This window comes from Rhodospirillales bacterium (assembly GCA_023898785.1).
Lineage (GTDB): Bacteria > Pseudomonadota > Alphaproteobacteria > Micavibrionales > Micavibrionaceae > TMED27.
Map to the genome: position 1 here is coordinate 1 of CP060239.1, position 14,916 is coordinate 14,916.

Consider the following 14,916-nt stretch of genomic DNA (forward strand, 5'->3'; position numbering starts at 1 on the left):
GCATTTCCATAGCCATATACGGGTGTAATATAGAATGATCTACGGTTTCTTTCCGTTCCGTAGACGAGTCTGAATGATCCTTCAAAATTGACCTGCTTGTTCTTTACGCTTATGAGGCGATCATATCGGGAACAGGATTTTCCGCTCTGAAGGCCCATAGGGTGATGGATGCCGACATAGAGGTAATATTGACATCCTTTATCGTAGCAGGTTCTTGGATGGAAATAGACCCGGATGGTGTTGTTATCGATCAATTGCCAATGGGCTTCATTTTTTTTGCCAAATTGCGGTGTATAAGCATAATCGTCACTGTAATTTGCCAGTATGATTTCGACATCGTAGTCCGAATCTTGCCCGTTAATCAAAAACGGTACGCCTGTGTTGATGCAGTTGCGTACAGCCCCGGCAGGTGATGTGCCAGTAATAACCAGCAGAAGAATAAAAAATACAGAGGCAGAAAACTTACGTCGGGTTATTTTTTGCATTTTAACTTTCAGTCTGAACTTGGTCGGTGTATCAGAGTTTAGCGGTAATTAAGTTCTGCTAGATTAGGTTTCGGGGTCGGGATGTTTGGTCCATGCATAACCAGATAGTTTTGGGCAATGGCTTTTCGGATGGCCAGTTTGACAGGGGCGGGGATTGAGCCGTCTGTTCCTACAAGGCCATAGGGGCGATATGCGCTGATGGTGCCTGTGCAAACTCTTGGGTAGTGGCCGTGGGCAGCCATCATTAAATCGCTGGCGGCGGCGTCACAGCCGGGTTTTGTGAGTATGAACAGGTTGAGCATCGCGTTGGCGGTGCTTTCGTCCATACCGGCTGTAAATTTTTTTACTCTCGATTTTTCCGGGCCTGTTAGCATTTTTGTACCTTTGTCATTGGTTATTGGCAGAGGGTAGCAGAATTTTCTTTGATTATGCAAACTTAAAAAGCTTTTGTGTATTGGCCGGGATGGCGCATGCTTGACAATTGTTTTTATGTGCGCTAAAAGATTTTTCATAATTTTTTATAGTGATAATCGAGAAAATGGCATGATGAATTTAAGAGATGGTTTTGAGGTTGTGGCTGTTCGCGGGTCTGCTTTAGATAGTGTTATTAGGCAGTATAACCAACTGTATACGCAAGCTCGGAAAGGTTTTTTATCATCAGAGCGCTTGATCTGTGATTTCGACTGTGCCCGGGCGGTTCTTGATTGCAGTCTTTCGTTGGTTAATGTGACGTCGGATGATCAGGATATTTTGAAGCAATTGGCTGGTAATGATCAGGTTCATGCGACTAATGCTTCTACTGCCGAAGAGATTTTACATTTTCGTGCCGGCGGGGCCGGGAAAACCAAGCAAACATTTGCGCTGGTGAAGCCGGGGGCCGAGGATGGTGAAGACCGGCAGGTTTTGACGGCTATTTATGGCGATTTTGTGAAGGTTGAAACGGCTGCGGATAGCTCTATTCCCGGCTCGTCTTTACGCGGTAATGTTCACGAGATTTTGACAGCCCCAGTTCAGGACATTGAGGCGCCGAATCTTGTGACTTTTTACAGTGTGACCAATCTGGGCGGTGTGAAGGGGGTTGCTGGTATGCTGATTAACCGGGGACTTGCGCATCTTTCGGACAATGTTCCGTCACTCAAAGCGGCGGTTACGCTTTCACCGGCCTGGGCTTTTAGCAGGTGGGCTGAAGGCCAGGATGATGTTCCTGATTTACGGGATTTGTCTGAACAGCAACAAATGCAGATGGTTTATCGTTATGTATGTGATGCGGGAGTTAAAGATAATGCGCGCAATTTGCATCTTTTTGACAATGGCGCATCTGTCAGGTGGATACAGGTTAGAAATATTCCGGAGTTGATGGGCGGAAAAGATGATGTCTATGGTGACGGAGAGATCGTGGTAAAGGTAAATTACGGGTATGATTTCAATTCTGAAGTGCGCCAGAAGCAAAAGCAAAAGAATAACAATGGTGATGTCGTTGTTTCTGGGGAGTTGGCGTCCGTTCTTGACTTGGCAGCTTGATTTTATGCGTACTAAGGGGTGAGCCGTTTTTTCCTTGCTCTTTGTGGATAAACAGCGTTTAATGCCATTATCTTTGGATGACTTCGCGCTTTGACTAAAAATAGCTCGAATACCGAATACCCCAAGGAGCTATTTTTGAAAACTTAAAAAAAACGCGAAGGAGTATCGCAATATGGCAACCGGAACCGTAAAATGGTTTAATCCTGAGAAGGGCTACGGCTTTATTGTCCCTGATAATGGCGGCAAGGATGTGTTTGTTCACATTTCTGCTGTTGAAGCTGCAGGTCTTAGAACACTTGATGAAGGCCAAAAGGTCGAGTATGAATTGCAAGAAAACCGTGGCAAGGAAGCCGCTGGTAATCTGAAGGCGGCTTAAATTAATTAAAAGGCACTTTAAATTGATGCCAGGTGAGTTTATGAAGCGCGCCGTTTTAAATTCTATAATCGCGTCCCTTATTTTTTTAGGGGGCGCTTTTTGTTTGTCTGAAGGGGCTTTTGCTCAGGAGACGGGTCAGGCGCAGCAGCCTGCAGCTCGGAAAACATCGTCCGTGCAAGTGGATGTGCGCGACGGTTATCGTTATATCAGCGGTTTTGGCGTTCCGCATCATGCAAAAGATCAGGCGCGGGCGTTGGGCATTGTTTCGACGCCTTATGCATTTCGTGTGCCTGTAAAGCCGAAAAATACACCCAGAGTGACGCCTTGGGCGCCGGGTATGATTTTTGGTGTTGCTCTTGACGGTGTACCGATCAAGACGGCTGTTGATGGTTATTGGAATGATAATCAGAACTGGCTTAAGCTCAAGCGGAAGTTTGATGCGTATGGCGGTTTTATTGATGAGGGGCCGGGCGCTTACATGTATGGCGCTATCCCTTCCGGGTTGGTGAGCAAGGATTTAAGCCATGTCGGCTATGCTGCTGATGGTTTTCCTATTTTTGTAAGTAAGAATAATAAATTTACCTCAAGTTATCGTTTGCTTGAAGGGCGTCGTTCCGATCCGCCCAATGGGCCGGGTGGTGTATATGACGGAGCTTACTTTCGTGATTATAATTATATTCCCGGTGCGGGGGTACTGGATCGTTGCAATGGCGTGAATATTAAAGGGAAGTATTACATTTATATTTTAACACCTGATTTCCTTCGTATCCCAAAATGCTGGCGTGGTATTCCTGATCCGACTTTCTTTAGCGCTTCTTCTAAGGCTGGTAGCAATTTAATCGTGAATGAAGATGATGACGAAGAAACGCGTCAGATGAAAAACCGTCAGCGCCGTTGAGGTTTTTTAAAAAATCCTGCTTTTGAAATAAAATGTCTTTTTTATGCTGCAGTGCACAGTTTTTGTGCACTGCACGACTATAATTTGTAAGATAGTGCAAAAAAATATACTCTGAGCGTGTATTTTACGAATCGCCATGAAAGGAGATCAGGCAATGGAAGCATGTTCAACAGCAAGCGGGGGCGTTATGTTTGTTCCCGACCATATTGAGGGTGGCAGTCGCCCGCTTTCTTACAGGGAATTTGTGCAGCAGGAACATTCTGAGAAGATTATCGGTCCTTTCGGTCGTAAGAGGGTGGATGAAATTCCTGCTTCTCGAGTTCGGGAAAAAGTAGCTTAAGAGCGCCGCAGGCTTGACATAGCGAGCGCTGTGTGTTGCGTTGTTTTTCCGTGGTGTCTTGTGACGTTATAATCTTTTAGGAAGGCTATCGTTGTGATTAGACTGGTTGAAACTTCCACCGAGTTCGAGTTGTCTCCGACATTGGCGGCGAATGAGATGGTGGCGAGATGCCGTGCCGAAGGTCGGCAGGTGTTGCATATGGGCTTTGGGCAGTCGCCGTTTCCGGTGCCAGAGCGTCTTCAGGAGGCTTTGAGGGCTGGTGTGCACCGTAAGGAATATCTTCCGACCGGCGGGCTAGAAGAGTTGCGCGATACGGTCGCCGCCTACTATAAAAATAAAATCGGACTGGATACGGATCGGTACGATGTCATCGTTGCGCCGGGCAGCAAGCTTATTCTCTACGCCCTGCAAATGGCGATTGAGGGGGACTTGCTGATGCCGGTGCCAAGCTGGGTAAGTTACAAGCCGCAGGCGCGGATGCTGCGTACCGAGGTCATAAAAGTTCCGACAACGCAAGATGATTCAGGCTTTCATATCGATCCGGAAGAATTGCGGCGTGTGATAAAATCTGCGCGGGATCAAGGGCAGAACCCTTCCAAGATTATACTGAATTATCCTTCCAATCCAACGGGGCTGACAATTGCCGAGAAAGAATTGGAGGCCATTGCCAAGGTGTGCGTAGAAGAGGACATCTTTATCATCTCCGATGAAATCTACGGTTTTGTCGCTTTTGACGGTGTGTACCGCACGATTGCAAAATATGCGCCGAGCCATACGGCGATCACATCAGGCCTATCCAAGCATCTTTCGCTGGGTGGTTGGCGGGTTGGTATCGGGTTTATCCCGAAAGCTGTGGACGGGCTGTATGATCTGATGTGCAATATTGCCAGCGAGACATGGTCGTGTGTGCCGTCGCCGATTCAGCAGGCGGTTATCGAAGCCTATAAGGGGCATGGGGATATTGAAGCGCATATACGGGCCTGCACGGATATTCACGGATTGATGAACAGGTATATCGCTGCGGGTTTACGTGATCTGGGTGTTTATGCGCCAGAGCCGCAGGGGGCCTTTTACAACTATCCGGATTTTGAGGCGCACCGCGCCGGGATGGCCGGAGCCGGGATTTATACGTCGAAAGAGCTTGCGGATGCACTGATGAGAGGTTGCGGGCTGGCGTCTTTGCCGGGGACGGCCTTCGGGGCTGAGCCTGAGGTGCTCACTTTGCGCTTGTCAGGTTGTGATTATGACGGTGCAGAGGTTTTGGCGGCTTTTTACGCCGGGGAAGCACTTGATGAAGCCTTTATTCGCAAGAATGCGCCGCGTGTTTGCGCGGCTGTGGAGGCGTTTGGCGCGTTTTTGGAAGGGCTAGGCGCACGTTATAAAATTCCCGCATAAATCCGCTATTTTAATTTTGATAAAGGACTTGCTCTTCAAGTGGTTGATGGGTAAGACTGCTTGCATTATTGAAATGAAAGGATTGCTATGGATATTTCCAAAATCTCTATTGGCGACGATGCGCCGAATGTTGTGAACGCTGTTATCGAGAACCCGCTTGGAGGCGTTCCTGTTAAGTATGAGTTGGACAAGGCATCTGGCGCCATGTTTGTTGATCGCTTTTTGCACACGGCGATGCACTATCCCGGTAACTACGGGTTTATTCCGCATACATTGTCCGGTGATGGAGATCCGGTCGATATTCTTGCGATTGGCCGGACACCGGTGATGCCCGGCGCTGTGATGCCTTTGCGTCCGGTTGGTGTGCTGATGATGGAAGATGACGGCGGGCAGGATGAGAAGATCATCGCTGTGCCGGGGCCATCCTTGCACCCGTATCACGCAGATGTAATAGAGTATACGGATTTGCGTCCGATTAACCGTGAGCAGATCGAGCATTTTTTTATGCACTACAAGGATCTGGAGAGCGGCAAGTGGTCGAAGACGCTCGGATGGGCCGGTGTTGATGAGGCGCATAAACTGATTTTGGAAGGTATTGAGCGTGCCAAGCAGGATAAGGCTGCGTAAGGCGTTAAAGGTTAGACTAATACATCTTTTTTTTAAAGACTTGACTAGGGTCCGGACTCATAGCTTAAATCCAGAAACATAAGAGGGAAGCAAGGCATAGAGCGGCGAAGAAGTTTCTGGCGAGTTTATCGTATCTTGTTGCCACGCGCCGCCAGTCTTTGAGGCGTCCAAACATTCGTTCCACGACATTGCGGTTTTTATGCGGTCCGTAGGACAGAACACCACGGGTTTACCCGTGGATGAATGAGCCCGGAGGCGGTATGTTGTTTCCGTTATGGAAGTTATTACGACTGGGCACAGCGCTTACCGCCTCGAATATCACGTGGTTTGGGTCTGCAAATACCGCCGGAGGGTCCTGAAGCCTGGTGTCTGTGCATACGTGCACAGGGTTCTTCTCAAGCTGTGTCGAAGTATGCCCGGCGTCACGATAGAGACGATTGGCTTTGGTCAGGATCACCTGCATATGGTCATGGTGATACCCCCGAAATACGCAATAGCGTCTGTTATGGGCACGATGAAAAGCCAATCGGCGAGCGCCTTGCACAAGCGGTTTGATTTTCTTGCCAAAGTTTACTGGAAGGAAAATATTGTGTGGTCGCCGGGCTAAGAGGTGGTCTCGGTTCTTCGGCCAGCTTTGCGGCGAAGTTAAGCTACGATCGGTTGGTTATTGTCATGCCGCCTGCCTGTGGTTTTGTTTCTCCGGGTGAAGGGCGCGGCCGCCGGAGCCGTTAGGCGGAGGCGGCAAGCCCGAGGCCGGAGAAACAAAATTTCGTTCATCATAAACGTCGTCCGGGGGTTGTCCATCAAATACCGAATGCGGCCTCTGCGCGTTGTAAAACGCCAGCCAGCGCCCGATATCCCGCCTGGCTTGCAGGCCGCTCTCGAACGCGTTCAGATACACGCATTCATATTTCAGACTCCGCCACAGCCGCTCGATGAACACATTGTCCATCCAGCGGCCCTTGCCGTCCATCGAGATCGCGATCCCGTTTTCTTTCAGGACGCCCGTCCACGCGTCCGCCGTGAACTGGCTGCCCTGATCGGTATTGAAGATCTCCGGCGGCCCGTAGCGGGCGATGGCTTCCTCCAGCGCCTCCACGCAAAAGCGCGTTTCCATCGTGTTCGACAGCCGCCAGGCCAGCACCTTCCGGCTGGCCCAGTCCATGATCGCTACCAGATACAAAAACCCGCGTTTGACAGGGATGTACGTGATATCCGCGCACCATACATGGTTCGGGCGGGTGATCGTGAGCCCCTTGAGCCGGTAGGGATAAATCCGGTGGCCGGGATGCGGCATCGAAGTGCGCGGCCTTTGATAGACCGCCTCGATTCCCATCAGGCGCATCAGACGCCGCACGCGGGTGCGGCCTACCTCGTACCCCTGACGGCGCAGATGCCGGGCCATCTGACGGGACCCGTAAAACGGGGTTTGCAGGAATTGCGCGTCAATCAGCCGCATCAGCGCCAAATTGTCCGCGCTCTCCCCGCGCCGCTCGTAATACCAGCCAGAGCGGCTGATCCCCAGCAACCGGCACTGCGCCGCGATGCCGATATTGTCATTGGACGGGTCTACCATTTCCTGCCGCCCCCGGACCGCAACCGGGCGGAGGCATCGGCTAAAAAATCACGTTCCACTGTCAGCTGTCCGATCTTGGCGTGCAAGTCCCTGACCTCGGCGTTATGCGCGTCCGCTCGCGATTCCAGCTTGCCCGCAAAACCCGCCTCCAGCGCAGCCAGAGCCTCCTTCTTCCAACGGTGAATGACCGTCGCATGCACCCCGTAACGGGATGACAGCTCCGTGATCGGCGCGTCCTCCCGCAACGCCGCCAGCGCAACCTGCGCTTTAAACTTCGCCGGGTAGTTCTTCCTTGTCTTGCTCATAATCCATGACCCTCCTTCGGTCATAGATCGTAGCTTAACTCACTGTCCGAATTCTTGGGACCACCTCTCTACTTCGTAAGCAGCGTAGGCGTTGATGAGCACGTTATTCGCCGTTATGTAGAACGTCAAGGACACCGGGATTCAGGTCAATTCCGCGAGGAATTGTAATGCGCAAAGCGCGGCGCAGCCCCATAGAACCACGGGTTTACCCGTGGGTAACCACGCATGCGCCGGGATCGTTACGCATAATCCATTTGAGAACATCGTGGCCATTGCCGTCTGGCAGATCGATATCCAGAAACACCACGTCGGGCTGGTAACTGGCATAAAGACCGAAGGCGTTATTGGCGCTCTGGGCGGTTACAAATTCGCATTCTTTTTTAAGCGCGCTGCGCACCATCCAGCGTGTCACTGGATCATCTTCCACCAGCAGAACCCTGACGGCACCCGGTTTTTGATCTTTCAAGGCCGGTTCGGGCAAGGGAAGCGCCTCTAGAAACTTCAGGGAGGATTTGTTTTTCCGCCTGAATGTCCTGCAAATTGCGCTGCCCCCCTTACGGGAACGCAAGCAGGATATACCGGTTCTGGCCGGGCATTTTATTGAGCGCTTTTGCGTCAATGAAGGCGCTATTCCCAAAGACATATCGGAGGCTACAGAAAAACAACTTATAAATTATGACTGGCCCGGCAATGTCCGACAGCTTGAAAACGTGATTAACCGCGCCATGGTCGTGAGCGATGGAAACGTGCTTAATGTTGAAAATTTGAGCGGACTGGTATCGGAAACGGAAACGCCATCTGCAAGCAGCAAAACCTCCAGAAATATCCGCATCATCTCGGATGATGGCGATTTTAAAAGCATCAATGAAATAGAACAGGAAGCCATGCAGATTGCTCTTGATCATTTCGATCACAACATTACTCAAGCCGCCAAAGTCCTTGGTATGGCCAAATCCACGTTTTACAAGAAAATGAAAAATGTCCAGAACAATTAGGCTCAGACCCTATTGATGATGGATTCACAAGATAAAGGATTTATGAGATTCACTTGCGGTGAAAGAAGATTTTATCATGAGTGAATTGTTTTGGTTATCGGAAGAGCAGCTATTCTGGCGAAGCAACAACGCCAGAATGAAAAGCGCGAAGAAAAAAGAAGTCTGGGGGACAAGCCCCCAGACTTCAGGCGTGTGTGGGGTTCCTAGTTACTCTGCCCACCAGTGCGGAACTAAACACTGGCTTCGATTATCACGCATCGCGGCACATTGGGGGAGGATTGACCCGAAGTAAAAGGCCAAAAGCACCGCTCAAGCGCGTGATAATACTGTGGATGGCCAACTTTTGCGAAATTTCACAAACCGGCCATAAGCTTATTAACTTTATGCTCACCAACATACAGCCACACACGCTTTCAGGTGAATAATTTATATAATTAAATACATTTATTATGTAATTGAGGCACCTTGTAGCAAGCGTTATGAATAATGTCAAACAAAAAATCACACCCTATTCCAAAGAACACACCTATAAGCTAAGCTAGAACTCCAAGGAGAAAATTCAATGTCTGACAATCACCCACTGGATGGCCAGTACAGAATCACCAGCACAACCAGCTATAAAGGCCCGCTGGAAAAGCGCAGCGACGGCGAAACGCGTATTAAAAACAGCCAAACACAACGCACCGATGATGCTGGGTGCAAATGGACCAGCACATTTGAGATTTTAAATGACAACGAAGTAAAAATGATATCCTTGGCCGATCCATCCGAAGCCGCAATTGATTTTCTGCTCACCGCCCCTGATGGATCACCATCGCGTAACCCCGTCACCTATAAAACTACCCTCAAACTGGCGCGCAAAGGCGATAAAATCCAGATGTCCGGTCAGATCGAATACGGCCACGATGTCGTCTTCCTGACCATGCGCAAAATCGGGGATTAGAGAAGCTCCGCCAGCATACAGCGCGCAGACCCGCCACCATAACGCTCTAGCGTCGGCAGTGGACTATAAATCAACCTGGAAAAATGTTGATGACATTTTTCCAGCTGGTCCTCTTCAAGCGCTTGCAAAGCTTTTTCCGAAAGCACCAGCATCTTTTGTCCCCCATGCCCAACGACCTCCAGCGCATTCCCACAAAACGTACGTAGTTGATCATTACTAAACTCAATCACCTGATGTGTGTCGAGCAAAGACGACACAATGCGCCTCCGGTCTTCTTCAACAATACATTCGCTACAAATACCAGCCAGCGTGCTGCCAATCCACATCACACAATCCGTGTGATACACCGGTATACCTGTGTGGCTATGCGTTTCAAAGAAATCGATTTCATAGCCTATATGATCTGCCCATTTACGTGCCAACCCCTCATCAGTTCGCGCCGACAACGCCGCATAAGCGCGTCTGTTCACCCGGTCAGAAACAATGCTGGCTGTACTTTCCAGCGCCAGACCAAATTCTTCATATTCTGTCCAGTCAATTACATCCGGATAAATCTTTGTCAGCAGGGCAATAATGTCTTCACTACGTTCATCCTGACGGTTTTTATTGAGCATTGGACACAACATCAAACGCCCATCAGGAAATGAAAAAAACCAGTTCGGAAACACCATGTCCGGACATTGCGGCAACGCCTTGGCTGTCGTAATTTTCACACCGCTTTCCACCAGCTTGTCATGCAACTCCCGAAACTCACGCAAAGCCCGCGCGCTAGTCACTTCAACCGGCTCATGATCATCAACCTGATACGCGTTGGTTTCCATCGTCTCAGGATTGGCGTAAAAATCGGCAGGTTCAATCATCAACAAATGATTGGAGGATTGGGAAAAAGAATGTGCATCCATGATACAAACCAAACTTGCAGGGGGAAAGAAGCCTAAAAGGCCTTCAGGCACAAACAAGTATGCCCGATTGGGAGATATTTTACATCCCCAATTAGATAATTTCTTTAGATAAACGCCAACTTTTTGAACTAATCAGGCCAATTCGACCGGTAAACGTGTACCGATTTTTCCTTCAATCAGACCTATAGCCTTTTGCGTCATCGGCGCAACATAACCGGCCTTGGTCAAATTATACTCGCGCTGCGCCAGATAAGAAGCCCCGACAACAAACATTTCACATGTCTCTGCACGCTCATCATCTTCCCTCAAAAAGAAAACAGCACGATACCCCAAGGGATCCTCATGCACATCACAAGGTTCAACAGAGACCTGACGAATATTTTTCTCCCAGTTTTTGGAAGAAAAAGGATTCTTAAGCAACGCTGTAGCATGAACATGGTCCATAGCCAAAATCCCCAAATAAATTCCTTATACTTATAAGAGATGAATAATTTATGCAAAAAATGAGGGGAAGTCAAGAAAAAACTAAAAAAATCATTATATTACAATACACTAAACAAACAAAAGTTATAACTTATGTATCAATTGTGATTTTTTTATTAAAATCAGATTCTGCAAGATGCAGGTTATCAAAGTCATCTTTTCGCTTCAACAAGCGCCGAACTGCACGCCCCGTAGCTGGAAAAAAATGAACACGGCGAATAAAGGGCCCGCCAATATCAGCATTCAAAACCTGCAAACCTTTACGAAAAATATACTCTTGCACAAAAACAGTATTTTTGAGTCCGCGCTCCTCCGGATCATCGCCCTCACTGCTTCCTCCAAAAAGTCGAATGCGTATGCGGTTTTTCGCCGCACCCCGGCGCTTTAATTCACCGATGCACTTCTCAATCGGTTCAAAAGCCTTTAAAACAAGGTCCCGATCCGCTTGCTCTAAAAAAGGAAAATGCTCAAGCACGGCATCGGGCAACATAACATACCCCATCGCCCCAACTTTAAGCTCTGGGTCATAAATCGCCAATAACACTCCTGAACCAACAGTGGCAACCAGCATTTCATCCTTGCGCACCGTACAATTTGCGCTACCCGGCTCGACATAGAGCGCTACCGCATCAAACTGCGCATTGAAATAAGCATCCTGATCTCGTGTTAAACGACGCTCTTGCCGCACTTCATATGAAGAAGATGTTGCTTCAGGCGTTTCAGATGAAATTCGATCACTCATGCAAACATTATAACGGGAAAGTTAAAAGAAAGTATTACCAAAAATGCCTGATTCAGGCTCTTTTCTTTATACCTTTATTTTCCTCGCAATACCATTGATAGGTTCGAGAAAGCCCCTCCTGAAAAGTAGTTTTTGGCGTCCAGCCTGCATTTCGAATGCAAGACGAATCCATTAATTTGCGATGCGCCCCGTCCGGCTTACTGCTATCAAATGCAATACGCCCCGTAAAGCCAACAGTTTCAGAGATTATCACTGCCAACTCACGGATGCTAATATCCTCTCCCACACCAATATTCACCGGCATGGTGCCAGAATAGTTTTTGAGCAGAAACACAAGACCATCAGCCAAATCATCAACATAAAGAAACTCGCGCAAAGGCGTTCCACTCCCCCAGACCTCAAAAATATCCGCTCCGATCTCTTTAGCCGCATGCGCCTTCATCATCAACGCCGGAATGACATGCGAACCCTGTTCATCAAACGTATCGCCCGGCCCATAAAGGTTACACGGCATAGCAGAGATAAAATCGCGCCCATACTGCTCGCGATAAGCCTGGCACAACTTTATCCCTGCAATTTTAGCCACCGCATACGCTTCATTGGTCGGCTCCAGCGCACCCGTAAGCAGCGCATCCTCACCAATCGGCTGCGCCGCCTCTTTTGGATAAATACATGACGAACCCAAAAACAACAACTTCTCCACGCCCGCCTCATGGGCCGCATGAATAATATTGGCCTCAATCATCATATTATCGTAGAGAAAATCCGCCGGATAAGTGCTATTCGCTAAAATCCCGCCAACCTTCGCCGCCGCAATAATCACAACATCCGGTTTATTCTGAACAATCCACGCCCGCGTTGCCGCCTGATCACGTAAATCAAGCCCCTCCCGGCTGACGGTCAAAATCTCACAATCCTCAGATCGCAACCGCACCACGAGCGCAGCCCCAACCATGCCGCCATGCCCAGCCACCCAGACCCGTTTGCCGCTCAAATCATACGGCGCCTCTAACCAGCCATCGACCATGCCGCCATGCCCAGCCACCCAGACCCGTTTGCCGCTCAAATCATACGGCGCCTCTAACCAGCCATCGACCATGCCGCGCCCCCATCAAGGTGTAAAGCTGCGCGGTCCGCATTCACCATCGCCGCAACCAGCCCTTCAAACGTCGTTTTAGGAGTCCATCCCAAAACGTCGCGCGCCTTGGCCGCATCGCCCAGTAAATGATGCACTTCGGAAGGACGGAATAACTGACGATCAACCTCAATCAAAACCCGCCCGCTTTTCACCTCCACGCCTTTTTCATCTACGCCTGCGCCGCGCCATTCAAGCGATATACCCACATGCGCAAAAGCCGCCTGAGCAAACTCACGTACGCTATGCGCCTCCCCTGTCGCCAATACATAATCATCCGGAGCGCCGCGCTGTAAAATCGCCCACATCCCGGCAACAAAATCGCGTGCATCGCCCCAATCCCGAATGGAATCCAGATTACCCAGCCGAAGCACATCATTGCTCCCCGCCTCAACTGCCGCAACCGCCTTGGTGATCTTGCGAGTAACAAAATCCTCCCCGCGCAACGGACTTTCATGATTAAACAAGATACCGTTAGCCACATACATGCCGTAGGACTCGCGATAGCTCTTACCCAAATGATACGCCGCCAGCTTTGCCACGCCATAAGGGCTGCACGGCTCCATTTTCGTATCTTCATTTTGCGGCGCGCGCGCCTTCCCAAACATTTCCGAAGATGACGCCTGATAAACCCGCGTATAATTCTCCAGCCCGTTTACCCGTACCGCATCCAGAATATTGAGCGTCCCGGCAGTATTAATCTGCAAAGTCGAGGCCGGCGTTTCAAAGCTCACCTGAACTTGCGACAGCCCTGCCAGATTATAAATCTCATCCGGACGAATTTCGCGAATCAGCAAATTAAGGTTATTCGCATCCGTCACATCTCCCATATGCAAGCTGACATCGTCACTCACCAACCCCAAAACATCAAGCCGCGAAAGCCCCTCAATCGGATCGCTATAACTGTCCCAGCGCACCAAACCATGCACACTATACCCTTTCTCGCGCAAAAATTGCGCCAAATATGCCCCGTCTTGTCCGGCAATTCCTGTAATAAAGGCTGTTTTTGTCATTCTTACGTATGGCCTCAACGCATAATTACGTATGCATAAAAAATGCACGAAATCCTAAGCTTAAGCAAAGACTTTATGAAAGATTTAAACGCTGGCGCGTGGATTACGGGCCTGAAACAATCCGACGATCAGCATGAACAATGATTTGCGCTTTGCAAATTCAGGCACTGGGTGGTCCGCATCACCTTCACGGCCAAACGGCACCGGCTCAAAGTCCGTCTGCAAGCGCTGCTTCATCTTGTTTGTCAGAAAAGGCCACAAGATCTGATAGGTGAATTTTTCCGGCATATAATCCCCCATCCCGATATCGGCAGATGGCCGGTATGAATGATTATAAAACGTTCCGAAAATCTGATCCCAGATCATCAAATTCTCGCCGTAATTTCGGTTCCCCTCATACAAAAGCCGGCTATGATGCCAGCGATGCAGGCCTGGCGTGTTGAAAATATAGTTCAGCAGCCCGAACCGCATCTCGACATTGCAATGGGTCAGCATGCCAATAAACGCGGTAATTGCGCTCAGCCATTTTACTACCTCCATCGGCGCGCCCAGCGCCAGCAAAATCCAGAGCCCCAACACAATACTGATCAGACTGTCAACAAAATGGAACCGGCCGGTATTCAAAAACCACAGCTTGGTGACGCTGTGATGAACGGCATGAAACCGCCACATCCACGAAATTTCATGCGCCAGACGGTGCGCCCAGTACAAACCGAATTCCGCAGTTGTCATCCCTAAAAACACTTGTGTCCAAAGCGGCCAGTTCCGCGGCCATATACCGTACGCTGGCCCGGCCTCGGCCACTGGCGTTATATAATCGGCCAGCCCGATCACCCCGCTAAACAGGAAGAGTAACTGCACACTGCCTTTCGAGCTGATCGTATGCAGGATCGAGGCCGTATTCTGCCCATCGGGTTTCAGCCATTCGCGCTCATACGGCATCCATTTTTCCAGAAAAAACAGCGACAAAATCAAAAACACATAGGCAATATTGAAATACAGCACTGGCGCATCATGCGAAAAGCCGTATCCCGCCACGCTCATACAAATGACAAACAATGCCGGCCACAAAGCCCAGGATAAATAATATTTAATGTTTTCCATGCTCAATCTCCATTTAATGTCATTGCGAGGAGTAAGACCGACGCAACAATCCATCCCTGAAACAATTACAATAGAT

The 14,916-nt window shown here is 49.4% G+C and carries 19 protein-coding genes and 1 pseudogene; 9 read left to right on the forward strand and 11 right to left on the reverse strand.

Going from position 1 to position 14,916, the window contains the following annotated elements; genetic code table 11:
- Together H6859_00005 and H6859_00010 are read right to left on the reverse strand one after the other, a co-directional pair.
- The coding region (locus tag H6859_00005) for a hypothetical protein (GenBank protein ID USO05630.1) at nt 1-485 on the reverse strand (485 nt) is incomplete at its 3' end.
- 38 nt (nt 486-523) lie between these two features.
- Complete coding sequence (locus H6859_00010; protein ID USO05631.1) at nt 524-859, reverse strand: hypothetical protein; 336 nt, start codon at nt 857-859, stop codon at nt 524-526.
- Nucleotides 860-1,028: 169 nt separating this feature from the next.
- On the opposite strand from H6859_00010, the gene H6859_00015 reads away from it, so the two are divergent.
- From H6859_00015 to ppa, 6 genes are all read left to right on the forward strand, one after another.
- Nucleotides 1,029-2,006, forward strand: a complete 978-nt coding sequence (locus tag H6859_00015; GenBank protein USO05632.1) for a malonyl-CoA decarboxylase family protein — start codon at nt 1,029-1,031, stop codon at nt 2,004-2,006.
- 172 nt (nt 2,007-2,178) lie between these two features.
- Nucleotides 2,179-2,382, forward strand: a complete 204-nt coding sequence (locus H6859_00020) for a cold-shock protein (protein USO05633.1) — start codon at nt 2,179-2,181, stop codon at nt 2,380-2,382.
- Nucleotides 2,383-2,485: 103 nt separating this feature from the next.
- Entirely contained in the window at nt 2,486-3,280 is a 795-nt protein-coding gene (locus tag H6859_00025; GenBank protein USO05634.1) for a YHYH protein, read from the forward strand.
- A 154-nt stretch (nt 3,281-3,434) separates the two neighbouring features.
- Nucleotides 3,435-3,620, forward strand: coding sequence for a hypothetical protein (locus tag H6859_00030; GenBank protein ID USO05635.1), 186 nt, complete (start codon nt 3,435-3,437; stop codon nt 3,618-3,620).
- A 93-nt stretch (nt 3,621-3,713) separates the two neighbouring features.
- Complete coding sequence (locus H6859_00035) at nt 3,714-5,015, forward strand: aminotransferase class I/II-fold pyridoxal phosphate-dependent enzyme (GenBank protein ID USO05636.1); 1,302 nt, start codon at nt 3,714-3,716, stop codon at nt 5,013-5,015.
- Nucleotides 5,016-5,102: 87 nt separating this feature from the next.
- Nucleotides 5,103-5,642, forward strand: a complete 540-nt coding sequence (gene ppa, locus H6859_00040; GenBank protein USO05637.1) for an inorganic diphosphatase — start codon at nt 5,103-5,105, stop codon at nt 5,640-5,642.
- 64 nt (nt 5,643-5,706) lie between these two features.
- On the opposite strand, the gene H6859_00045 is transcribed toward ppa, so the two are convergent.
- Nucleotides 5,707-5,826: a transposase gene (locus tag H6859_00045; protein USO05638.1), complete on the reverse strand. Its 120-nt coding sequence runs from the start codon at nt 5,824-5,826 to the stop codon at nt 5,707-5,709.
- 90 nt (nt 5,827-5,916) lie between these two features.
- Between H6859_00045 and tnpA the strand changes: the two genes are divergently transcribed.
- Nucleotides 5,917-6,249: an IS200/IS605 family transposase gene (gene tnpA, locus H6859_00050; protein ID USO05639.1), complete on the forward strand. Its 333-nt coding sequence runs from the start codon at nt 5,917-5,919 to the stop codon at nt 6,247-6,249.
- Between the two features lie 168 nt (nt 6,250-6,417).
- Here the strand turns inward: tnpA and H6859_00055 are convergent.
- Together H6859_00055 and H6859_00060 are read right to left on the reverse strand one after the other, a co-directional pair.
- A pseudogene (locus H6859_00055) lies at nt 6,418-7,523 on the reverse strand (IS3 family transposase).
- Between the two features lie 205 nt (nt 7,524-7,728).
- A complete protein-coding gene (locus H6859_00060; GenBank protein ID USO05640.1) occupies nt 7,729-8,004 on the reverse strand; it encodes a response regulator in 276 nt (91 codons plus the stop codon).
- Between the two features lie 31 nt (nt 8,005-8,035).
- Between H6859_00060 and H6859_00065 the strand changes: the two genes are divergently transcribed.
- Both H6859_00065 and H6859_00070 read left to right on the forward strand, forming a co-directional pair.
- Nucleotides 8,036-8,518 (forward strand): sigma-54-dependent Fis family transcriptional regulator, encoded by a 483-nt coding sequence (locus H6859_00065; protein USO05641.1) that lies wholly within the window; start codon nt 8,036-8,038, stop codon nt 8,516-8,518.
- 628 nt (nt 8,519-9,146) lie between these two features.
- Complete coding sequence (locus H6859_00070; protein ID USO06642.1) at nt 9,147-9,461, forward strand: hypothetical protein; 315 nt, start codon at nt 9,147-9,149, stop codon at nt 9,459-9,461.
- Here the strand turns inward: H6859_00070 and H6859_00075 are convergent.
- The 6 genes from H6859_00075 to H6859_00100 all read right to left on the reverse strand — a co-directional run bounded on the left by H6859_00075 (nt 9,458) and on the right by H6859_00100 (nt 14,840).
- Nucleotides 9,458-10,363: a hypothetical protein gene (locus H6859_00075; GenBank protein USO05642.1), complete on the reverse strand. Its 906-nt coding sequence runs from the start codon at nt 10,361-10,363 to the stop codon at nt 9,458-9,460. The genes H6859_00070 and H6859_00075 overlap by 4 nt on opposite strands.
- Nucleotides 10,364-10,495: 132 nt before the next feature.
- A complete protein-coding gene (locus H6859_00080) occupies nt 10,496-10,807 on the reverse strand; it encodes a hypothetical protein (protein ID USO05643.1) in 312 nt (103 codons plus the stop codon).
- Between the two features lie 130 nt (nt 10,808-10,937).
- Nucleotides 10,938-11,588 (reverse strand): chemotaxis protein CheD, encoded by a 651-nt coding sequence (locus H6859_00085; protein USO05644.1) that lies wholly within the window; start codon nt 11,586-11,588, stop codon nt 10,938-10,940.
- A gap of 52 nt (nt 11,589-11,640) precedes the next feature.
- Nucleotides 11,641-12,582, reverse strand: coding sequence for a GDP-L-fucose synthase (locus H6859_00090; GenBank protein USO06643.1), 942 nt, complete (start codon nt 12,580-12,582; stop codon nt 11,641-11,643).
- Between the two features lie 86 nt (nt 12,583-12,668).
- Complete coding sequence (gmd, locus tag H6859_00095; GenBank protein USO05645.1) at nt 12,669-13,736, reverse strand: GDP-mannose 4,6-dehydratase; 1,068 nt, start codon at nt 13,734-13,736, stop codon at nt 12,669-12,671.
- A gap of 84 nt (nt 13,737-13,820) precedes the next feature.
- Nucleotides 13,821-14,840: a sterol desaturase family protein gene (locus tag H6859_00100; GenBank protein USO05646.1), complete on the reverse strand. Its 1,020-nt coding sequence runs from the start codon at nt 14,838-14,840 to the stop codon at nt 13,821-13,823.
- Between the last annotated feature and the right edge of the window lie 76 nt (nt 14,841-14,916).